The organism is Bradyrhizobium erythrophlei, assembly GCF_042430365.1.
Classification (GTDB): domain Bacteria; phylum Pseudomonadota; class Alphaproteobacteria; order Rhizobiales; family Xanthobacteraceae; genus Bradyrhizobium; species Bradyrhizobium erythrophlei.
On sequence record NZ_JBHMET010000076.1, the window covers coordinates 57,291 to 78,059 of the forward strand.

Annotated in this window: 18 protein-coding genes and 2 riboswitches; of the genes, 3 read left to right on the plus strand and 15 right to left on the minus strand. The window is 64.3% G+C overall.

Translation table 11 applies throughout. The features are described 5' to 3' along the window. Positions 1 to 91: 91 nt before the first annotated feature. Positions 92 to 2,137 carry a methyl-accepting chemotaxis protein gene (locus ACFFWD_RS14555; RefSeq protein ID WP_376966168.1) on the plus strand — a complete coding sequence of 682 codons (2,046 nt, stop codon included), beginning with the start codon at positions 92 to 94 and terminating at the stop codon, positions 2,135 to 2,137. On the opposite strand, the gene ACFFWD_RS14560 is transcribed toward ACFFWD_RS14555, so the two are convergent. The 8 genes from ACFFWD_RS14560 to ACFFWD_RS14595 all read right to left on the minus strand — a co-directional run bounded on the left by ACFFWD_RS14560 (position 2,124) and on the right by ACFFWD_RS14595 (position 11,662). Then, on the minus strand, positions 2,124 to 2,819 hold the full coding sequence (locus ACFFWD_RS14560) for an esterase/lipase family protein (RefSeq protein ID WP_376966170.1): 696 nt from the start codon (positions 2,817 to 2,819) through the stop codon (positions 2,124 to 2,126). The genes ACFFWD_RS14555 and ACFFWD_RS14560 overlap by 14 nt on opposite strands. Beyond that, positions 2,816 to 3,706 (minus strand): crotonase/enoyl-CoA hydratase family protein, encoded by an 891-nt coding sequence (locus ACFFWD_RS14565; protein WP_376966172.1) that lies wholly within the window; start codon positions 3,704 to 3,706, stop codon positions 2,816 to 2,818. Before ACFFWD_RS14565 ends, ACFFWD_RS14560 begins: the two co-directional genes overlap by 4 nt. Before the next feature lie 134 nt (positions 3,707 to 3,840). Then, on the minus strand, positions 3,841 to 5,262 hold the full coding sequence (locus ACFFWD_RS14570) for an amidase (RefSeq protein ID WP_376966174.1): 1,422 nt from the start codon (positions 5,260 to 5,262) through the stop codon (positions 3,841 to 3,843). Further along, a complete protein-coding gene (locus ACFFWD_RS14575; RefSeq protein ID WP_376966176.1) occupies positions 5,255 to 6,427 on the minus strand; it encodes a M20 aminoacylase family protein in 1,173 nt (390 codons plus the stop codon). The genes ACFFWD_RS14570 and ACFFWD_RS14575 overlap by 8 nt, the downstream gene beginning before the upstream one ends. 6 nt (positions 6,428 to 6,433) lie before the next feature. Next, the gene (locus tag ACFFWD_RS14580; protein WP_376966178.1) at positions 6,434 to 7,954 is read right to left on the minus strand and encodes a M81 family metallopeptidase; all 1,521 of its coding nucleotides are present in this window, start codon (positions 7,952 to 7,954) and stop codon (positions 6,434 to 6,436) included. 220 nt (positions 7,955 to 8,174) lie between these two features. Beyond that, positions 8,175 to 9,830: an ABC transporter ATP-binding protein gene (locus tag ACFFWD_RS14585; RefSeq protein WP_376966180.1), complete on the minus strand. Its 1,656-nt coding sequence runs from the start codon at positions 9,828 to 9,830 to the stop codon at positions 8,175 to 8,177. Then, positions 9,827 to 10,717 carry an ABC transporter permease gene (locus tag ACFFWD_RS14590; protein ID WP_376966182.1) on the minus strand — a complete coding sequence of 297 codons (891 nt, stop codon included), beginning with the start codon at positions 10,715 to 10,717 and terminating at the stop codon, positions 9,827 to 9,829. Before ACFFWD_RS14590 ends, ACFFWD_RS14585 begins: the two co-directional genes overlap by 4 nt. Positions 10,718 to 10,720: 3 nt before the next feature. Then, positions 10,721 to 11,662: an ABC transporter permease gene (locus ACFFWD_RS14595; protein WP_376966184.1), complete on the minus strand. Its 942-nt coding sequence runs from the start codon at positions 11,660 to 11,662 to the stop codon at positions 10,721 to 10,723. 273 nt (positions 11,663 to 11,935) lie between these two features. On the opposite strand from ACFFWD_RS14595, the gene ACFFWD_RS14600 reads away from it, so the two are divergent. Then, a complete protein-coding gene (locus ACFFWD_RS14600; RefSeq protein ID WP_376966186.1) occupies positions 11,936 to 12,223 on the plus strand; it encodes a hypothetical protein in 288 nt (95 codons plus the stop codon). 108 nt (positions 12,224 to 12,331) lie between these two features. On the opposite strand, the gene ACFFWD_RS14605 is transcribed toward ACFFWD_RS14600, so the two are convergent. After that, a complete protein-coding gene (locus ACFFWD_RS14605; RefSeq protein WP_376966188.1) occupies positions 12,332 to 13,642 on the minus strand; it encodes a D-amino acid dehydrogenase in 1,311 nt (436 codons plus the stop codon). A 66-nt stretch (positions 13,643 to 13,708) separates the two neighbouring features. After that, positions 13,709 to 13,822, minus strand: a riboswitch (glycine riboswitch). Positions 13,823 to 13,825: 3 nt separating this feature from the next. Beyond that, positions 13,826 to 13,932: riboswitch (glycine riboswitch) on the minus strand. Between the two features lie 92 nt (positions 13,933 to 14,024). After that, positions 14,025 to 15,155 carry a M20/M25/M40 family metallo-hydrolase gene (locus ACFFWD_RS14610; protein WP_376966190.1) on the minus strand — a complete coding sequence of 377 codons (1,131 nt, stop codon included), beginning with the start codon at positions 15,153 to 15,155 and terminating at the stop codon, positions 14,025 to 14,027. A gap of 265 nt (positions 15,156 to 15,420) precedes the next feature. Between ACFFWD_RS14610 and ACFFWD_RS14615 the strand changes: the two genes are divergently transcribed. Further along, positions 15,421 to 17,019, plus strand: a complete 1,599-nt coding sequence (locus tag ACFFWD_RS14615; protein ID WP_376966192.1) for an ABC transporter substrate-binding protein — start codon at positions 15,421 to 15,423, stop codon at positions 17,017 to 17,019. A gap of 88 nt (positions 17,020 to 17,107) precedes the next feature. Here ACFFWD_RS14615 and ACFFWD_RS14620 read toward each other — a convergent pair whose 3' ends face one another. From ACFFWD_RS14620 to ACFFWD_RS14640, 5 genes are read right to left on the minus strand one after another with little or no spacing between them, the layout of a single operon-like run. Further along, entirely contained in the window at positions 17,108 to 17,842 is a 735-nt protein-coding gene (locus ACFFWD_RS14620; protein WP_376966257.1) for an amino acid ABC transporter ATP-binding protein, read from the minus strand. Then, entirely contained in the window at positions 17,829 to 18,482 is a 654-nt protein-coding gene (locus tag ACFFWD_RS14625; RefSeq protein ID WP_376966194.1) for an amino acid ABC transporter permease, read from the minus strand. The genes ACFFWD_RS14620 and ACFFWD_RS14625 overlap by 14 nt, the downstream gene beginning before the upstream one ends. Before the next feature lie 4 nt (positions 18,483 to 18,486). Further along, positions 18,487 to 19,104 (minus strand): amino acid ABC transporter permease, encoded by a 618-nt coding sequence (locus ACFFWD_RS14630; protein WP_376966259.1) that lies wholly within the window; start codon positions 19,102 to 19,104, stop codon positions 18,487 to 18,489. Positions 19,105 to 19,154: 50 nt separating this feature from the next. After that, on the minus strand, positions 19,155 to 19,943 hold the full coding sequence (locus tag ACFFWD_RS14635; protein ID WP_376966261.1) for a transporter substrate-binding domain-containing protein: 789 nt from the start codon (positions 19,941 to 19,943) through the stop codon (positions 19,155 to 19,157). A 5-nt stretch (positions 19,944 to 19,948) separates the two neighbouring features. Beyond that, on the minus strand, positions 19,949 to 20,710 hold the full coding sequence (locus tag ACFFWD_RS14640; RefSeq protein ID WP_376966196.1) for a GntR family transcriptional regulator: 762 nt from the start codon (positions 20,708 to 20,710) through the stop codon (positions 19,949 to 19,951). Positions 20,711 to 20,769: the final 59 nt, after the last annotated feature.

The window sequence follows — 20,769 nt, forward strand, 5'->3', positions numbered from 1 at the left end:
TCATCGCATCTGCTGCCCAATTCTTCATCGGCGGTTTAGAAGGGCTTTTTTACCAATCACAGGTAGCATGACTTAACGGGATTGTTGGATCATGCTCAAGAACACAGAGATACTTTATCGTATTGCTTTTTCCGCCCTGCTGCCGCTCGTCGCGTTTGCGGTGCTGGCCATCTACGACATATCAATGAAGTGGTCGGTCCGCTCGGACATCGCGCGCATGCAGCCGATCGCGGAAGGTGTCGGCGAGCTCAGCCGGCTCGTGCACGAACTGCAGCGCGAGCGGGGCCTCTCGTCCGCATTCCTGAGCAGCAAGGGCGCCCAGATGCGCACCGAGCTCATGGAACAGCGCAAGCGCACTGACGCCGAGCGCACGATCGCGCTGGCGGCGCTGTCGAGCCTCCGGCAGTCGGGAGCTGCCGAGCTCGCATCCGCCGCGCAGGGAAGCCAGGACGTTCTCGGCCAGCTTGATCAGCGCCGCGCCGACATCGACGGTCTGACGATCGCGCCCCCGACCGCGGTTGGTTACCTGACCGATGCAATTGGCCGGCTGATCACGGTGATCACGGGCATCTCGAAGCTGAGCAGCGACGACGATATTTCGAAGTCCATCGCCGCCTATGCCAACCTCATCGAAGGCAAGGAACGCGCCGGACAGGAGCGCGCGGCCGTCGCCGGCGGTATTGCGGCCGGCCGGTTCGAGCCGCAGCTCTATGTTCGTGCGATCGGTCTGGCTGCAGCCCAGGAAGGCTTCTTCAGCGCCTTCCGCGCGGTCGCCTCGCGCGAGGCTCGGGACCTTTTTGCCAATGCGATGTCGGGTGCCGCCATCGACACCTTCAACGGCATGCGCAAGACGATCGAGCAGGGCGGACTGGCCGGAGATTTCAAGTCCCTCGGCAGCAAGGCGTGGTTCGAAGCTGCCACGGTTCGGATCGATCGCCTCAAGACGGTCGAAGACGGTCTCGCCGCCGAAGTATCGCGCCTGATGGCGAACAAGAAGGGCGACGCTCAGCTTAGCCTCGGCATCGTGGCCGGCCTGATGCTGATTGCCTTGCTTGTCGGCTCGATCGCAGTGCTCGTTATGGCACGCAGCATCACGGCGCCGATCAACACGCTCGCGTCGAACATGACGCGGCTGGCTGAGGGGCACCTCGAGCAAGAGGTCGGCGCCACCGATCGCGGCGACGAGATCGGCGTGATGGCGCGGGCTGTGCAGTTCTTCAAGGAGAACATGATCCGCTCGGCCGAGCTCGCCGCGAAGGATGCGGAAGCCGTCAATCAGCGGGCCGCCCGCGCCGCGCGCGTCGGCGACCTGACCAGTCGATTCAACGACGATATCGGCGCCGTTATCGGTTCCGTGATCTCGGCGTCGTCGCAGCTCAAGGCAACGGCCTCGCTGATGAGCAAGAGCGCGGACAAGACCAGTGGGCAAGCAGCGAGCGTGGCCGAGGCGACCGAGGAGGCGTCCAGCAACATGCAGACGGTCGCGGCGGCCACCGAGGAGCTGTCCGGGTCCGTGACAGAGATCGGGCGCCAGGTCGTGCAGTCCGCGCAGATCGCGCAGCGGGCGGCGGCCGATGGGCGGCGCACCAACGAGACCGTGCGGGGGCTGTCGAACGCTGCCGAGCGGATCGGTGACGTCATCAAGCTGATCAGCGAGATCGCCAGCCAGACCAATCTGCTTGCGCTCAACGCGACGATCGAGGCCGCGCGCGCCGGCAACGCCGGCCGCGGCTTCGCGGTGGTCGCGGCGGAGGTCAAGACCCTCGCCGAGCAGACCGCGAAGGCAACGGACGACATCCGGGCGCAGATCGGGGCGATCCAGGCGACGTCGAGCGACGTTGTGACCGCGATCCAGGGCATGATCGCGACCATCGACGAGATCAACGAGATCGCTTCGTCGATCGCCAGTGCGGTCGAGGAGCAGAGCGCCGCGACCCAGGAGATCGCGCGCAACGTCCAGCACGCGGCAAGAGGGACCGGCGAGATTTCCACCAACATCGTCGCCGTCACCGGTGTGGCAAACGAGTCCGGCGCGGCCGCCAGTCAGGTTCTCGGCGCGTCCGAAGAGCTGTCACGTCAGTCGGAGCGGATGCGCAACCATGTCGAGGCGTTCATCAGCAGCATCAAGGCTGCCTGAACCTCACCTCGTCCTTGTCGAACCGCCCATTCCGCAAAAACGCGATCGTCTGTGCGATCGCTTCGCCGTTGCGCACCAGCCAGGGATGCGAGGTGCGGATCACGATGTGGTCGACCATGCCCTCGAGCCTGGTGTTGGCGACCGAGACCCGTCCGTCGTGTGGCCGCGGCAGCCCGATCGAGCTGATCGGATAGATCGAGCGGTTTCCGGCAATGATCCCGACGGGATAGTCGACCGGAGGCAGCATCGCGCTGGTCGCGGCATCGCGGCGGGTGACGAGCTGCTGGCCGGCCGGTCCGAAGAAGGCGCGATAGGCTTTCAGGTTCTTCAGGCGGTCGGCGATCTCGCTGCCGCCGTTGGGCGTGCCTAGCATCACCACGCTGCCGAGCCGCAACGGGCGGTATCTGGCGAGGTAGGCGCGGGCGAGCAGGCCGCCCATCGAATGGCAGACGAAATGGACGGAGCCGTTCAGGCCGCTCGCGAACAGGTCGACCGTCGGATGGACGTCCTCGGTCAGCGCATCCAGCGCCTTCCTTCGGCTCTCATAGTCGAGATTGAGGGTGGCGAAACCGGCGGCTTGCAGCGCCAGCTCCATCTTGCGGAACGAGCGCGCCGTCCTGCCGATGCCATGCAGCAGGACGACGCCGTCAGATGTAGACGTCGCAGGACGCCGTTCGCTCACTTATAGTCGCGCTCTTGCCACCACGGGAAATAGTCGGGCATGTCGGATGAGACCTTGTTCTTGAACTGCGCCGGGCGCTTCTCCAGGAACGACACCACGCCTTCCTTGACGTCGTCGGAACGGCCGCGGGCGTAGATTCCGCGGCTGTCGACCTTGTGGGCCTCCATCGGATCGTCGGCGCCCATCATGCGCCACATCATCTGGCGGATCAGCGCGACCGACACCGGCGCGGTCTTGGCGGTGATCTCCTTGGCGAGCGCACGCGCGGCCGGCAACAGATCATCCGGCGGCACCACCTTGCTGACGAGGCGGCCGGCGAGCGCCTCCTGTGCCGGGAACACGCGGCCGGTGTAGCACCACTCCAGCGCCTGTGCGATGCCGACGATGCGCGGCAGGAACCAGCTCGAGGCGGCTTCCGGCACGATGCCGCGCTGGGAGAACACGAAGCCGAAGCGGGCGGCTTCGGAGGCGAGGCGGATATCCATCGCAAGCTGCATGGTGACGCCGATGCCGACCGCAGGGCCGTTCACGGCGGCGATCACCGGCTTCAGGCACTTGAAGATGCGCAGCGTTACCTGTCCGCCGCCATCGCGGACCTGCGGATCGCTGTAGTCGACCGCACCATTCGCCAGCCGCTTCACCGGACCGCGCCGCGCGTCGCGGTCGAAGGTGTTGGCGCCCGAGGACAGATCGGCTCCGGCGCAGAAGGCACGGCCGGCGCCGGTGACGATGATGGCCCTGACGTCGTCGTCCTTGTCGGCCTTGTCGAACGCGTCGATCAGCTCCTGCTGCATCGTGGCGTTGAAGGCGTTGAGTTTGTCGGGCCGGTTCAGCGTGATGGTGAGGATCTGCTCGGCGACCTCGTACTTGATCGTCTCATACGCCATGGGGATGTTTCCTCTCGGTATTCTTGGATGAAGCGCGCGATGCGCGTCTTCATCCAGATAACCCGGCAAAGCATCCCTTGTGAAGAAGTTGGATGCGCGGGGCGGTTCCGCGCATCGCGACTTGCGTTGAGGCGCTACGCCTTCGGCGGCGTCGGCCACGGTCTCTGCGAACCGCGCAAGCCCTCGAACGCCTTGGCCATGCCGAGCACGCCGATATCGTCGAAGCGGCGGCCGATGATCTGCGCGCCGATCGGGAAGCCTGCCTTGTCGTAACCGCCATTGATGGAAATGGCCGGGTTCTCCGACATATTCCACGGCACGGTATAGCAGATGTGCTCGAACGGTTTCGCCGGATCGTTGAGAGGTGAGGCGAACTCGGCGGGGAAATTCACCACCGGCGACACCGGCGAGATCACATAGTCGAGCTCGCAGAACAGCTTTGCCGCGGCGGCGCGGATCGCCATCGTCTGATTGAAGCCGCGTATCACGTCGACGCCCGACAGCTTGGCGCCGGCCTCGCCCCATTTGTAGATGTAGGGCAGCGTCTTGGCGCTGTCCTCCGGCGACAGCTTTGAGAGATCGTCCCACATCCGGGCGCGCCAGAAATTGTCGAGGCCATCGAGCATCTCGCGGGTCAGGAAGCCGTCGATCTCGGTGACCACGCTGCCTGCGGACTCGAACGCCTTCGCCGCCTTCACGACGACGTCGCGGACCTCCTTCTCCAGCTTCTGGCCGACCGGGAGATCGAGCATCAGGCCGATGCGCAATTTGCGCGGCGACTTCTCCAACGCCTTCCAGTTGATCTCGTGGGCCGGCAGGCTCATGCCGTCGCGGCGGTCGGGACGCGACAGCACGCTCATCATCAGCGCGGTGTCGTCGACGGTGCGGGTCATCGGACCCGCGACGCGACCAACATAGGGCGGATCGATCGGAATACGCCCGAGGCTCGGCTTCAGTGCGACCAGGCCGCACCAGCCGGCCGGCAGCCGCACCGAGCCGCCGATGTCGGTGCCGAGATGCAGCGGGCCATAGCCGGCGGCGCCGGCCGCGCCCGCACCCGCGCTAGACCCACCGGGATTCTTGCTGAGGTCCCAGGGATTGCGGGTAAGGGGGTGGAACGAGGACAGTCCGGACGACAGCATGCCGTAGTCCGGCATCGTCGTCTTGGCGAAGATCACCGCGCCCGCTTCACGCAGACGCGCCGCGGGCGGCGCGTCCTTTGGCGCGGGTGTCAGCTTGACGCTGGCCGCGCCAAGCGGCACCGGCTGGTCCTTGGTCGCAACGTTGTCCTTGATGGTGACGGGGACGCCGTCGAGCGTGCCCAGCGGCTCGCTCTGGTTCCAGCGTTCAGTTGAAGCTTTCGCCACCTTGCGTGCGGCATCGGGATCATAGAGATACAGCGCCTTGATGTGAGGCTCCCAGGCCGCAACATGGGCGATGATCTCTTCCAGCACCTCCGACGGCGAGAACTGCTTCGCGCGGTAGCCGGCGAGCAGGTCGACGGCGGAGAGGTCATGCAGCGAGGTGACGTGGTCTTCGGCCCCCACCTTATGCATGGGCACCTACCGGCATGCGTTTCTCGATGATGCGGGCGAACATGCTGGCGCCGATCGGCAGGATCTTGTCGTCGAGGACGTAACCGGGATTGTGCACCGGGACTGAACCGTCATGGCCGACCCAGAAATAGGCGCCGGGAATGGCCTGCATCATGTCGGCAAAGTCCTCGCTGCCCATCTTCGGCGTCGAGCGGGTGAACACCTTGTCGGGATCGACCACGGTGCGCGCGACATCCTCGACCACGCGCGACTGCTCTTCCTGGTTCACGAGCACGCTGAAGCCATCACGGATGTCCACCGAGATCTCGACGTCGTAGGCCGCGGCGATGCCGGCGCAGATCTCGCGCATGCGCTTGCGGATCAGCACGCGGGTATCGTCGGAGAAGGCACGCACGGTGCCGCACATCCAGGCGTCGCCGGGAATGACATTGTAGGCCGAGCCGGAGTGGATCTGCGTGATCGACAGCACCGCCGGATGCAGCGGATCGACATTGCGGCTGACGATCGACTGCAGCGCTTGTCCGAGCGTCATCGCGATCACGACCGCGTCCTTGGAGCGCTCGGGCATTGCGCCATGCGCGCCATAGCCGTGGATCTTGATGTCGAAGAAGTCGGCGCCGGCCATCGCCGGACCCGGCAGGATCGCGATCTCGCCATGGTTGAGGTCGGGGGCGTTGTGCAGGCCGTAGACCTCGTCGCAGGGGAACTTCTCGAACAGCCCGTCCTTGATCATGGCGCGGGCACCGCCGAGGCCTTCCTCGGCCGGCTGGAAGATGAAGTGCACGGTGCCGTCGAAATTGCGGGTCTCGGCGAGATAGCGCGCCGAGCCGAGCAGCATCGTGGTGTGGCCGTCATGGCCGCAGCCGTGGAAGCGGCCGGGAATGGTCGAGCGCCACTTGAGATTGGTGTTCTCTTCCATCGGCAGCGCGTCCATGTCGGCGCGCAAGCCGATCCGCTTGGTCCCGCTGCCCTTGCCCTTGAGCACGCCGATCACGCCGGTGCCGCCGAGGCCGCGATGCACCTCGATGCCCCAGCTCTTCAGCTTGTCGGCGACGATGCCGGAGGTGCGGACCTCTTCAAAACCGATCTCCGGATGCGCGTGCAGGTCCCGCCTGATCGCGGTGAGTTCGTCGGCAAAGGCGTCGATGCGGTCAATGGTTGGCATGGCTCTCTATCCGTTGGTGCGTGATGGGGAAGTGGGCGTGAAAGCGGGGCCGTTCGGCTTGATGCGGATGCCGGGCCGCAGATTCCTCCACGGCAGCGCCGCGGTATCTGCCGGCATCGCGCCGGGGGCGGCGCAGATCAGGAGCTTTTCGGCGATCGGCTCGAAATCGGCGCGGAAATGCACCGAGCTCTTGTTGACGAGGATCTTCTGGGTCGTCGGCTCGATGCCGACATAGCGGTACATCGACTGGTCGGCGAGTTGGGCCTTGTAGGAGCCCACCACGACGCGCACGTCGCCGATGCGCAGGCAGGCCGACGGCCCCATGTCCATGTCGCGGCCGCCGTAATAGGGACCGGGAGCTACGAACTTGCCGTCCGAGAGCGTTTCGACGACGAACGTCTCCGTGTAGGGCGCATCTCCGGGAATGCCGGACTTGCCGCCGAGATCGAGCGTGACCGTGGCGCCGACGCCGGCGGCATGCGCAGCCTTCGCCGATTGCGGGTCGTAGATCACGCCGGTGGCGGCGCTGGCCTTGTTGCGCACCAATGCGCGCAGCATGCCGGTGGTATCGGAATCGCCGCCGGCGCCGGGATTGTCCTGGGTGTCGGCAATGATGATCGGCCTGCTCGCGGATTGCGCCAGCTCCATCGCGAGTTGCACCCCGTCGTCGGGCGAATAGATGCGGCCGTCGAAATCGTCTTCATGACCCTCGACAATCGCGACCATCCTGTCGGCGGCGGCGTCCGCGTCGGCCTGGGTGCGGCCATAGGCGAACACGCTTGGCCCGCAATCCCGGAAATCGGCCGCCGGGAAGCCCGGCGCGAACGACAGCGTCGGCACCGCGTCGCTCTCCAGCGCAGCCAGCTTCTGGTAGATGCCCTTGGTCGGCTGGTCGTTGGTACACTGCCAGCTGATCGGGATCAGGAACGGCAATTGCCGGAACGCCTTGGCGAAGCGCTGCCCGGTCTTGAGCAGCAGCGCCAGATGTTTCGCGCAAGCGCGGCCGGTGTCGGCCATGTCGACGTGGGGATAGGTGCGGTAGGCGATCAGCGCATCGGCATGTTCGATCATCGCGGGCGAGACGTTGGCATGCAGGTCGAGGCTTGCGACCAGCGGCAGGTCCTTGCCAATCACCTTACGTACGCGGGCGAGGATCTCGCCTTCGCCGTCGTCATGATGCTCGGTCACCATCGCGCCGTGCAGATCGAGGTAGACGGCATCGATCGGGCCGGCGGCCGCGATGCCGTCGACAATCTCTTTCACGATGCGCTCGAAGGCGTCCTTCGTCACATGCGCCGACGGGCTTGCAGCGGCCGAGATCGTCGGCATCAGCTCCCAGCCATTGGCCTCGGCCGCGCCGACAAAGCCGGCGAGGCCGACATTGATGTTGCGCATGACCTTCAGCACGTCGGCGCCGTGCGCCATCGATGGCCAGCCGCCGCCATGCACGAAGTCGTCATAGGTTGCCTTCGTCGGCGCGAAGGTGTTGGTCTCGTGCAGGAAGCCGCCAACGGCAATACGGGTCATCAAGTGGGTCTCGATATGTTTCTTGGCGCGGGACGTTAAGCGCGTCGTCGCGTCAAGCGCAAGCCGTGGAGCAATTCCGGATTTGCATGCCGCATGGGCGTGGGGACGTGGCTCGGGTCGCGCCACACCGCCATTGCGAGGAGCGTAAGCGACGAGGCAATCCGTGCCGTCATTCCGGGTTCGCGTCTTCGACGCGCCCCGGAATGACAATGTTTGTGGCTTACTCCGCGGCCTCCGAAACCGGGCGGAAGTTGGCAAAATCCCAGCCGCGTCCCGGAGCAGCGTCCAGCAGCGCGCGGGTGTAGGCCTGTTGCGGATTGGTCAACACCTCCGCCGCCGGTCCCTGTTCCACGACGCGGCCATGCTGCATCACAACGACGTCGTCGCAGATTTGTGCCGCAACGCGCAAATCGTGGGTGATGAACAGCAGCGCGATCCCGAGCCGCTTCTGGATCTCGTCGAGCAGGTCCAGCACTTGCGCCTGCACCGAGACGTCGAGCGCCGACACGGCTTCATCCGCCACCAGCACGTCAGGATCGAGCGCGAGCGCGCGTGCAATCGCGATGCGCTGGCGCTGGCCGCCGGAGAATTGGTGCGGGTAGCGCGAGATGGCGTCGGACGGCAGATGGACCAGCTCGAGCAGCTCGCGCGCCCTGGCCAGCGCATCCTGGCGCGGCATGCCGTAGTTGATCGGCCCCTCCGCGATGCTCTCGCCGACAGTGACGCGGGGATTGAGCGAGCGGTAGGGGTCCTGGAAGATGATCTGGATCTTCTTGCGATGCGGCTGCAACAGGCGTCGCGAGAGATCGGAGATCTCGCGGCCGGCGAGACGCACGCCGCCGGAGGTCGGATCGATCAGGCGGACGATGCAGCGCGCCACCGTCGATTTACCGGAGCCGCTTTCGCCGACGATGCCGAGCGTGCGGCCCTTGCGCAAAGTGAGGGTGACGTTCTTGGCGGCCGCGACCTCGCGGGGCTTACCGAGCAGGGAGCGTTCGCGATAGACCTTGCTGAGGTCGTTGGCCTCAAGCACCACCGGCTCGGACGTCTCTTCGCGGGGCGGGCGTGGCACGAGGCTCGGCACCGAGGACAAGAGGTTGCGGGTGTAGTCCATCTTGGGCGTGCGCAGGACGCCGTCGAGCGCGCCGGCCTCGACCAGCCGGCCATGGCGCATCACCGCGACGCGGTCGGCGATCTCGGCGACCACGCCCATGTCATGGGTGATGAACAGCACCGCGGTGCCGTGATCGCGCTGCAGGTCGCGGATCAAGGTGAGGATCTGCTTCTGCGTGGTGACGTCGAGCGCCGTCGTCGGCTCGTCCGCGATCAGGAGCTTGGGCTCCAGCACCAGCGCCATCGCGATCATGATGCGCTGGCGCTGGCCGCCGGAGAGCCGGTGCGGGTAGGAGGAGAAGATGCGCTCCACGTCGGGCAGCCGCACATGCTCCATCATCGCCAATATCTTCTGTCGCCGCGCGCGGGCGTCGAGATCGGTGTGGACGCGCAGCACCTCGTCGATCTGGCGGCCGACCGGGACCACCGGATTGAGCGCGGTCATCGGCTCCTGGAAGATCATCGCCATCCGCGTGGCGCGCAATTGCCTTAAGCGCCGGTCGCTGGCCGCGAGCAGTTCCTCGCCGACCAGCTTGACGCTGCCGGCCGACGGCACCAGCGTGCCCTTCTGCTGCAGGCCCATCACCGTCAGCGAGGTCACGGATTTGCCGGAGCCGCTTTCGCCGACCAGGCACAGCGTTTCGCCCTCGTGCACCTGCAGCGAGAGATCGTCGATGATGCGCGGCCCGTTCGCCCTCCTGCCGAGGCTGACGATGAGATTGTTGATGTCGAGGACGACGTTGGACGGATTGGCTACGGTCACTTTGCGCCCTCACGCTGCTTCATGCGGGGATCGAGCGCGTCGCGGGCGGCGTCGCCGATCAGGTTGACGCTGAGGATGGCAATCGACAGCAGGAGTCCAGGCCAGAAGATCAGTGACGGCTTGACCTGGAAGTAGGCGCGGCCCTCAGCCATGATGTTGCCCCAGGTCGGCGTTTCCGGCGAGATGCCGGCGCCGAGGAACGACAGGATCGCCTCGGTCAGGATCGCCGAGGCGCAGACGTAGGTGCCTTGCACGATCAGCGGCGCGATCGTGTTCGGCATCAAATGCCGCCACATGATCTTGGGCAGGCTGGAGCCGACCGAGATCGCAGCCTCCACATAGGGCTCCTCGCGCGCGGTTAGGACCACCGAGCGGACCAGGCGGGCCACGCGCGGGATTTCGGGGATGGTGATCGCGACCATCACGGTCCAGATGCTGGCGCCGGAGAGCGACACCACGGCGATCGCGAGCAGGATGGCCGGGATCGCCATCAAGCCGTCCATGACGCGCATCATGACGGCGTCGACCCATCTGAAGAAGCCGGAGACGAGGCCGATCAGGAGGCCGATGCTGATCGAGAATACGGCGGCGCCGAGGCCGATCAGGAGCGAGATCCGGGCCCCGTAGATGATCCGCGACAGCACGTCGCGACCATAGGCGTCGGTGCCGAGCAGGAACTGCGCGTTGCCCGGTTTGAGCCGCTGCGCTGGCGCGAGCACCAGCGGATCGTGCGGCGCGAGCAGCGGCGCGAAGATCGCCATCAGGATGATGAGGACGAGGCAGATCGTCGCGACCGCGATGATCGGCGTTGCCGTGAGGAAGCCGAACTTCGGCCGCAACGGCGTGGTGACCGGGATTGACGGCTCTGGAAGGGTTTCGATCGCCATCGTCTAGTACCGGATACGAGGATCAAGCAGGGTGTAGGCCAGGTCGATCAACAGGTTGACGCCGACATAGATGCCCGACGTCAACAGGATCATCGCCTGGATCACCGGATAGTCGCGCGCCAGCACCGCATCGACGGTGAGGCGGCCGATGCCAGGCAGATTGAACACGCTCTCGGTGACGACGACGCCGGAGATCAGCAGCGCAAAGCCCGAGCCGATTACGGTGATGACGGGCACCGCGGCGTTGCGCAGCGCGTGGTGCAACAGCACGCCGGCTTCGCCGATGCCCTTGGCGCGCGCGGTGCGCACGTAATCCTCGCCGAGCACGTCCAGCATCGAGGCCCGCGTCATGCGCGCGATCAGCGCGACATAGATGAAGGACAGCGTACAGGTCGGCAGGATGAGGCGCTCGAAGAACGGGCCGAAGCCGGCCGAGATGCTCCTGAAGCCCTGCACCGGCACCCAGCGCAGATCGATCGCAAAGAGCTGGATCAGCACGTAGCCGATCACGAACACCGGCACGGAGAAACCGAGCACCGACAGCCCCATCACGAAGCGGTCGATCCAGGTGCCGTGCTTCCAGGCCGCGACCACGCCGAGCGGCACCGCGACCAGGATCGAGAGGATGATGGTGGCCAGCGCAACCGAGATCGAGGGCTCGAGGCGCGGGCCGATCATTTCCAGGATCGGCTTGTTCGATATCAGCGAGACGCCGAGATCGCCGTGCAGCAGTTTCACGATCCAGGTGTAGAACTGGATGTAGATCGGCTCATTGAGGCCGAGCGAGGTCCTGATACGTTCGAGCTGTTCAGGCGTCGCATTGTCGCCGGCGAGAATCGCGGCGGGATCGCCCGGCGTCAGCCGCAGCAGCAGAAACACGAACAGCGCGACTACGCCCATGACGGGGATAGCGGCGAGGATGCGGCGAAGCAGATATCCGAGCAAATTGGATCCGTTGGGTTGTGGTCGTTAAAGTCCCCAGCGGGACCGATGCACATCCGTAGCACCTCAGCAAGTCCCGTGCCATCGGTGCTGCAATTTTTGCGGTGCAGCTAATCGGTCCAAGGGTGGCGATTATTCCCGTCATGGAGTTCGAAGCGCTCCACTGAAAGGTGGATTGCTTTCGCCTTCGCGACGGTTAGCAGACAGGTCGTCAAGTCCGACACCGAACGACGGCGCCGTCGGGGTTGTGTCGAGGTCGCGCCAGTCGTCGATGGCTTGAGCGACGATCTGCAAGGGCCGAACCGTGAGGTCCTGTGGTCGAAGGCGCGGCTCGATGTGCCGGGGACTGTGCCTCGCACGCACTCGGCGCCGCCTCGCTTCATGCTGGCAAGCTGTACGCGCCAAACGACCTTCGGCGCGCTGGCGCGGGGCACCAACAGCGCCGATCAAGATGTCGTTGCCGGCACTCCCGGCTCTCCCCTGAACCACGATCTCATGCGTGTGCGCCACGCCGCCCTCATGCGTGTGCGCCACGCCGACGCGCATGCTCCGCTCCTGAAATGAAACGCTTCCACCCGCCATGATGCTAGTTCCTGTCATGCGGCGTTTCTCAGCGAATACGGACCTGGCCACACGCGTGTACGCTCATATTCTTCCTCTTCGGCCGGATAATTAGAGGAAAGCTGCGTGGCTGTCCTCGATCGTATCGGCCGGCGGCGACGGCACCATCGGGGGCGCGCAACGGTCGCTCCAGTCGTCGATCGTCTCGGCGACCATCTGCGCCGTTGCGGCGGACAAGGTCCAGCCGAGATGGCCGTGGCCGGTGTTGTAGAACACGCCGGGAATGGTGCCAGCTCGAACCACCGGCATCATGTTCGGCATCATCGGACGCAGGCCCGCCCATGGCACGATCTTCGACGTGTCCATCGCGGGGAAATGCTGCCGCACCCAGTCGATCAGCGGCCGGATGCGGTCGGCGCGAATGTCGCGGTTGAAGCCGTTGAACTCGGCCGTCCCGGCGACGCGGAAGCGGTCGTCGCCGAGCCGGCTTGTGACGATCTTCGCGGCTTCGTCGAGCAGGCTGACGGTCGGTGCCGCGTTCCGGCTCTGCGGGTCATCGAGCTGGACCGTGATCGAGTAGCCCTTCACCGGATAGACGTTCACGCGCTCGTTGAGCATCGCGGCGAAGTGTCGGCTGGCGACGCCGGCGCAGATGACGATGCCATCTGTCTGAAGGTCATGCTGTGCCGGCGCTGGTCCGTCGCTCGACGCCGTCTCGCTCCAGCCGATGCGGAAGCCGTCATCAGTGCGCGCGATCGCATCGACATTCGCGTCGTGCACGAAGGTCGCACCGCGGCGGATGCAGGCATCGGCCAATCCGCGGGTGAATTTGTGGATATCGCCGGTCGCATCCGACGGCGTGAAGAAGCCGCCATAGCAGGACGATTGCAGCGTGGGCTCGATGGCGCGGATTTCCTCCGGCGTCACCGGGCGGCGGTCGAGGCCGCCTTGCTGAAGCAGCGCGTTGACGCGCATCCCTGCGTCGAAGCCCGCCTTGTCGTGATAGATGTGGAGAATGCCGCGGCGCTCGAGATCGAAGGCGATGTTCTCGCGCTCCGCGATCGAGAACAGATGCCGCCGTGCCTCGATCGCGAGCCGCGTGGTCTCGACGGTGTTGGCGCGATAGCGGCCGATGTTGCCGACGAACTCGCCCATCCAGGAATATTTGTGCCAGCTCGGCTTCGGATTCATCAACAGCGGCGCATCGTTTCGGAGCATCCAGCGCAGGCCCTTGAGGATGGTCGCAGTGCTGTTCCAGACTTCGGCGTTGCTGGCGGAAAGTTGTCCGCCATTGGCGAACGAGGTTTCCATCGCGGCGTAGCGGTGCCTGTCGAGGACGGTCACCTTGTAGCCGCGTTCGAGCAGCGCATAGGCGGTCGTCACGCCGGTGATACCGGCGCCGATAATGGCAATGTGTGGCATGGTGGTTGTCAGGCTCCCGTGCGTTAGAGTCGCCGAACCGCCGGTAAAAACCGGCGACGGCGCCCCATCTGTCACGGTACCTGAGAGCTTGATCCGCATCGGGCCGAGGCCCAAGAGCGAACTATCCCCTTCGGTGGACGCACAGCCTTTTCCATTGGGCCATGTCGTCTCTCTCCAGATCGTCCTGACGATACAGTCCTTTTGCCTGAGAGTTTCCGGGGCGGTTGCTCCGTCGGCGCCGAAAGTGACAGCACGAATGCTATCTCTTCGATCTCTCCCGCATCGTCACGTTGGACGGCCGGACCGTAGGCGAAGCCTCAAAATTGGACAAGGCTAAATTTCGATCCGGCTGTGCCAATGCGTTGTGCAGTGCAAATCGATCTTAATCCAGCGTCGCCAGCATCGCCGCCATCAGGCGGCCGCGCTCGGCGAGGCTGTCGACCTCGATATGCTCGTTGAGGGTATGCGCGTCGGCGCCGCGGACGCCGAGTCCGTCGAGCGTTGGGATGCCCATCGCACCGGTGAAATTGCCGTCGGAGCCGCCGCCGGCGCTCCCATGCGGCAGATCGAGACCCATCTCCCGCGCGAGGCCTTTTGCCTTCTCATAGAGCGCCATGGTGCCGGCATCAGGTTCCCAGACGGGGCGGGTGACGCCGCGCGTCACCTTGAACGTCACGTCATTGGCTGTGCCCGACAGCGCGAGCATCCGCTCCACGCCGCGGTCGAGATCGGCCTGGCGCTTCGCCATGCTGAGCGCCTCGCCGGTGCAGGTCGTGGCAACGCAGTTAACCCACTGGCCGCCATGCACAATGCCGACCGAGAAGGTGCAGTCCTCGGTGGTCATGCCGTCGATGGCAAGGACCTGCCGCGCCATTTCGCGGATCGCGGAACGGCCGGAGGACAGCGTCGCACCGGCATGGCTCGGCTTGCCGGTCGCCTCCAGATTGAAGCGCGCGATCGCGTAACGTCCGGTGACGACGCCGTTGTTCGGCCGGCCCGGCTCCGGCACCAGCACATATTTGTTGCGCGCTGCCTCGGCCTCGATGATGTCGCGCGTCGAGGGCGTGCCGACCTCCTCGTCGGGTGTGAACAACACGGTGATCGGCAGCGGCGTGGTGAAGGAGGCGCGCGCCAATTGCCTGATCGCCTCGACTGACAAATAGTTGCCGCCCTTCATGTCGAAGATGCCGGGCCCGAAGCACTTGTTGCCTTCGCGCCGCCATTTCAGCTTCTCGATGGTGCCGACCGGGTGCACCGTGTCCATGTGGCCGGCGATCAGGATGCCGGGCTGGCCTTGCTTCGGATGGGGAAAGCGGGCGCGGACACAGCCGGCAAAGCCCTGCCGCCCGGCGATGCGCTCGATGGTCGCACCCATGATAGCCATCTCGCGCGCGGCAAGGTCGAGCATGCGCTCGACCGCGCTCGCATCCCAGGTCGGGCTTTCGCATTCCACCCAGCCGCGCAGGCCTTGCAACATCGCTTCGGAATCAAAGGGAAGATTGGCTGGGTTCATGGATTTTCTCTCTTTGTTGTGGTGCAGCGCCGGCATCGCGCGCGCTTACGAAAGTCGCCGGCGACGATTTTGTAAAGGCAAAATCCGGCGCGCCGCACAATTCGTTTGTGTACGTCCGATCTCGACCAAATCCCGATTGACGCGCATCACGCTTGATGCAAGTCTCGATTTCGCAAGCCTTACAGCGTGTTAGTTCGCCTAAATAACGAACCGCATGCATAACCAATAAGCCGGCTTTGACCAGTTTCACGTCAGGAGAGATTGAATGTTGCACAACACGCGTTGGAAGCATCGTACGATAGCGGCAGCGCTGTCGGCGTTCGCATTGGCGTTCGCGCCGCAAGCGATGGCCGCGGGCAAGACCATCACGGCAGTGATGCACTCGGATTTGCGGGTCATCGATCCGATCCTGACCACGGCCTATATCACGCGTGACCACGGCTACATGATCTACGACACGCTGATCGCGACCGACTCCAACTTCAAGATCCAGCCGCAGATGGCGGACTGGAAAATCTCCGACGACAAGCTGACCTATACTTTCACGCTGCGAGACGGCTTGAAGTGGCATGACGGCACGCCGGTGACGGCGGAAGACTGCGTTGCCTCGCTCAAGCGCTGGGGCAAGGTCGACGGCATGGGTCAGAAGCTGATGGATTTCACCGCCAGCATCGAGGCCACCGATCCCAAGACCATCACGCTGAAGCTGAAGGAGCCCTACGGCCTCGTGCTCGACTCGATCGGCAAGCCGTCATCACGCGTCGCCTTCATGATGCCGAAGCGCCTCGCCGAGACGCCGCCGGACAAGGCGATCCCGGAACAGATCGGCTCCGGTCCCTTCAAGTTCGTGCAGGCCGAGTTCCAGCCTGGCGTGAAGGCGGTCTACGAGAAGAACAAGGACTATGTGCCGCGCAAGGAACCTGCGAGCTGGACCGCGGGCGGCAAGGTCGTGAAGGTCGACCGCGTCGAATGGATCACGATGCCTGACGCGCAGACCGCAATCAACGCGCTGCAGTCCGGCGACATCGATTTCATGGAGAATCCGTCCTTCGAGATGTTGCCTATCCTCGAAGGCGACAAGAGCCTCAAGATCGAGACGCTGAACAAGTTCGGCTTCCAGACACTTGGACGCATGAACTTCCTTTATCCGCCCTTCGACAACGTCAAGGTTCGCCGTGCGGCGCTGCTGGCGATGAAGCAGAAGGACGTGCTTGATGCGCTGGTCGGCAATGACAAATACTTCAAGACATGCGTCGCCTTCTTCATCTGCGACACGCCGTTCGCGACCGACGTCGGCGGGGAGACGCTCTCGAAGGGGGGCGATAAGGCCGCAGCCAAGAAGGCGCTCGCCGAGTCCGGCTATGACGGCACGCCCATCGTGATCATGGCGCCCGGCGACGTCACGACGCTGAAGGCGCAGCCGATCGTCGTCGCGCAGCAGCTGCGCGACGCCGGCTTCAAGGTCGATGTACAGGCGACCGACTGGCAGACCGTGGTGACCCGCCGCGCCAGCCAGAAGTCGCCGAAGGAGGGTGGCTGGAACATGTTCTTCACCAACTGGGTCAGCGCCGACGTCTCCAACCCGATCGCCAATCTCTCGATCGGCGGTCAGGGCAAGAATGGCGGCTGGTTCGGATGGGCCGAAGACGCCAAGATCGAGCAGTTGAAGGAAGCGTTCGTTCGTGCGCCTTCGCTCGACGAGCAGAAGAAGATCGCGGCCGACATCCAGAAGGAAGCCTACGACCAGGTGATCTACGTGCCGCTCGGTCAGTACCAGGCACCGAGCGCGTGGCGGAAGTCGCTCTCGGGTGTGATCGACGGTCCGGCCACCCCGGTGTTCTGGAACATCGACAAGTCGGAATAGGAATAAGGGTCGGGCGACGCGCCGCGCGCGGCCGTCGCCCGACTGTCTCCGGCTGGCCTGCCAGCGATTACGGTCAGTAACTAGAGTGTCAGCTGTGGAGCGATGAGAGGAATTGCCGAAGTTCGGGGGTTTTGGGATCGGCAAAGAGCTGATCGGGCGGTCCCATCTCATGGACCTTGCCATGATGCATGAAGATCATGCGATCGGCGACCTTGCGCGCAAAGCCGATCTCATGGGTCACCATCATCAGCGTCATGCCATCCTCGGCGAGACTTTCGACGACGCGTAGAACTTCGCCAACGAGCTCCGGATCAAGCGCACTGGTGATCTCGTCGCACAATAGCACGGCCGGTTCCATCGCAAGCGCGCGCGCAATAGCGACGCGCTGTTGTTGGCCGCCTGAAAGGCGGTCGGGCATGGCGTCGAATTTCTCCTCCAGACCGACGCGCGCGAGTAGCGCGCGCGCCTGTTCTTCGCCCTGCCGCGTTGTGCGCTTCTTGACGAGCTTCGGCGCCAACATGATGTTGCGTCCGACATTCAAATGGGGAAACAGGTTAAAGCTCTGAAAGATCATGCCCACCTGTTGGCGCAGCTCACGCATCGCAGCCGCGCTGTCATGATCGATCTGCTTGTTCCTGACCAGGATCGCGCCGCTGTCGAAGCGCTCCAGCCCGTTGATGCAACGCAGGAGTGTCGATTTACCCGAACCGCTCTTGCCGATGATCGCGATGACCTCTCCCTGGTTCACGTTCAAGTCAACCCCTCTGAGGACCTGTGTCTCCCCGAAGGACTTGCAGAGAGCGGCGATCTCAACGATGGGCAGCATGGAGCGTCCTTTCGAGAGCGCGGGCCGTAAGGCTGATGGGATAGCAAAGGGCAAAATAGATCAGCGCGACCATGGCATAGACGGTGAAAGGCCTGAAGGTTGCGTTGGTGATCATGCCTCCGGCCTTGGTCAGTTCGACGAAGCCGATAACGGAGGCGAGTGCCGTGCCCTTGATGACCTGGACCAGGAATCCGACGGTTGGGGGCACCGCGATGGTCAGCGCCTGAGGAAGGATGACGTGACGCAACTGCTCCCAGAAATTGAGGGCCAGGCTCCGGGCGGCCTCCCATTGGCCACGCGGAACGGAGGCGACACAGCCGAACCAGATCTCGCTCAGAAAGGCACTCGTATAGGCGGTCAGCGCCACCGCCGCGGCGGTCCAGGGTGAGGTCTGGATGCCGAACAGCGCCAGGCCGAAATAGGCGAGGAAGAGCTGGATCAGAAGCGGAGTGCCCTGGAACAGCTGAATATAGAGGGTGACGAGGCGGCGCGCATTCAGTGAAGGCGTCAGGCGGGCAATCAGAAGGGCGAACCCGACGAAGCCTCCGCCGATGAAGGCGATGAGCGACAGGCCCGCGGTCCAGCGCGCGGCGAGCAGCAGGTTGCGCAGGATGTCCCACAGTGTGAATTCGACCATGCCCTCAATCTCCAAACAGGAAGCGTGGGCCAAGCCAATTGAGGAATCGCCTCAGGGCTATCGACAGAGCAAGATAGATCAGAGCGGCGACGATGAAGGCCTCAAACGCCCGGAAGTTGCGGCTCTGAATCAAATTGGCGGCAAAGCTCAGCTCCTCGGTGGAGATTTGCCCGCACACTGATGAGCCGAGCATGACGATGATGATCTGGCTGACGAGCGCGGGCCAAACCTTGCGCAGCGCCGGCGGCAGCACCACGTGAAAGAAGACCTGCATCCGCGAAAGCGCGAGGCTCACTGCGGCCTCGATCTGGCCGCGCGGCGTCGCCTCGATGCCGGCGCGGATGATCTCGGTGGCATATGCACCCAAATTCACCACCATCGCGAGGATCGACGCGGCTTCCGGCGACAGCCGGAAGCCCATCGCTGGCAGGCCGAAGAAGATGAAGAAGAGCTGCACGATGAACGGCGTGTTGCGGAACAGCTCGACATAAGCACCCGTCATGGCCTTCAACCAGACTGGCCCGTGAATGCGCGCCCAGGCGCATCCAACGCCCAGCACAAGCCCTGCAGTTGCCGAAATCGCGGTCAATCCAAGCGTCCATGCGACGCCCTTGGCGAGCATGCGCCAGTCGACCAGGATGGCCCAAAAATCGAGATTGACCACTGCTCGGCTTACTCCGGAAGGTCGCCGGTGGACCTGCCGAGCCATTTCCGTGAGAGGGCTTCGAGGGTACCGTCAGCTTTGGCTGCGAGGATGATCTCATTGAGCTTGGTGCGCAGCGCGTCCTCGCCCTTGCCGACGCCGATGAAGTTCGGGCTGTCCTTGAGAAGGAATTTGTATTCGGCACCGAGCTGAGGGTTCTTGGTGATCATCGTCGCGGCGACCTGCGCGCTGGTGGCGACCGCTTGAGTCTGGCCGGCGACGAAGGCGGAAATCGTGGCGTTGTTGTCTTCGAACCGGCGGACCTCGGCGGTCGAAGGTGCGACCTTTGTCAGTTCAGCATCATCCACCGAACCGCGCGTCACAGCGATCGATTTCCCGGCCAGCGCGTCGGGTCCCTTCAGCTCCGTTGCCTTGGGGGCGAACACGCCGATGAAGAACGGCGAGTAGGCGACGGTGAAATCGATGACCTTCTCGCGATCGGGATTCTTGCCGAGCGTCGAGACGACGAAATCGGCCTTCTTGGTCTGAAGATAGGGGATACGGTTGGCGGTCGTGACCGGGATCAGCTCCAGCGTCGCTCCAAGTTTCCCGGCGACCAGGCGCGCCATGTCGATATCGAGCCCCTGCGGCTGCATGTCGGAGCCCACGAAGCCGTAGGGCGGGAAGTCCGTCGGAACAGCAATCCTGACCGCCTTGCTGCGAACGATGCCGTCGAGCGCTGTCTGTCCAGAGGCCCCCGCGGCGGCGAACAGCGAGAGTGCGGCGGCGAAGCCGATCGAAAAACTGCGCCTTAAGATTTGCATCACGATTTCTCCTTGCTGAATCGAAGACGCCCGGCGGGGCGGCGAATGGGTCGCTTTCCTTTGTTCCGTCTTGTATGCAAATCTTGTTCCACACCGTCGATCGGTGACAGAGCCTGCCGCAGGGTCGCCAGCGGATCGCTGCCGGAGGTGAGGGGAAGCTTTTCCTTCCAGGTGCGGAGATGGGCGCCCATGCGCTTTTCGGCAAGCGACATGTCCTGCGCCTCCAGGGCCGCGACGATCCGGGCATGCTCGTCGAATGACCGAGTGGCTTCGCCTTGCGTCTGGTGGTGCGCGGCGGTCAGCGCCGTGCGAACGGTGAGATCGCGCAAAGTCTGGGCGAGCAGCCCATTTCCGAGGCAGCGAGCAAGACAGACGTGGAAATCGCCGAGAATGAAGCTCCTCAATCCCACGTCAGAGCCTTTTATTGCCTTCGATTGACGTCGCAAATGACCCCGCAAAAGCCGGAGTTCCGCCTCGCCGAGCGGACGGGCGCCACGCAACAGTCCGGTCTCGATCACGAGTCGGGCCTCGAACGCTTCCCCTGCCTGTCTTTCGGTCGGCTCCAGCAGGTACCAACCGCGGCGGGCGCTGACCGAAATGAGGCCCCGTGTTTCGAGCCGCACCAGTGCTTCGCGCACGATGGTGCGACTGCAGCCGAATAACTCGGCCAGTTGCTGCTCTCCGAGGCGACTTCCTGGCTCCAGTTTCTTCGCCAGAATGGCGTCCAACAAGCGGTCGCTGATCTGCAGGGCTGAAGGCATCACTTGTCTCGAATGGAGTCTCATTCTTGCATGAACGTGGCGTCTTTGTATACAAGATT

Coding starts and splice junctions, on each gene's coding strand:
- ACFFWD_RS14555 (WP_376966168.1), top strand. CDS start 92: ATGCTCAAGAACACAGAGATACTTTATCGTATTGCTTTTTCCGCCCTG.
- ACFFWD_RS14565 (WP_376966172.1), bottom strand. CDS start 3,706: ATGGCGTATGAGACGATCAAGTACGAGGTCGCCGAGCAGATCCTCACC.
- ACFFWD_RS14570 (WP_376966174.1), bottom strand. CDS start 5,262: ATGCATAAGGTGGGGGCCGAAGACCACGTCACCTCGCTGCATGACCTC.
- ACFFWD_RS14575 (WP_376966176.1), bottom strand. CDS start 6,427: ATGCCAACCATTGACCGCATCGACGCCTTTGCCGACGAACTCACCGCG.
- ACFFWD_RS14580 (WP_376966178.1), bottom strand. CDS start 7,954: ATGACCCGTATTGCCGTTGGCGGCTTCCTGCACGAGACCAACACCTTC.
- ACFFWD_RS14590 (WP_376966182.1), bottom strand. CDS start 10,717: ATGGCGATCGAAACCCTTCCAGAGCCGTCAATCCCGGTCACCACGCCG.
- ACFFWD_RS14605 (WP_376966188.1), bottom strand. CDS start 13,642: ATGCCACACATTGCCATTATCGGCGCCGGTATCACCGGCGTGACGACC.
- ACFFWD_RS14610 (WP_376966190.1), bottom strand. CDS start 15,155: ATGAACCCAGCCAATCTTCCCTTTGATTCCGAAGCGATGTTGCAAGGC.
- ACFFWD_RS14615 (WP_376966192.1), top strand. CDS start 15,421: ATGTTGCACAACACGCGTTGGAAGCATCGTACGATAGCGGCAGCGCTG.
- ACFFWD_RS14625 (WP_376966194.1), bottom strand. CDS start 18,482: ATGGTCGAATTCACACTGTGGGACATCCTGCGCAACCTGCTGCTCGCC.
- ACFFWD_RS14630 (WP_376966259.1), bottom strand. CDS start 19,104: ATGCTCGCCAAGGGCGTCGCATGGACGCTTGGATTGACCGCGATTTCG.
- ACFFWD_RS14640 (WP_376966196.1), bottom strand. CDS start 20,710: ATGCCTTCAGCCCTGCAGATCAGCGACCGCTTGTTGGACGCCATTCTG.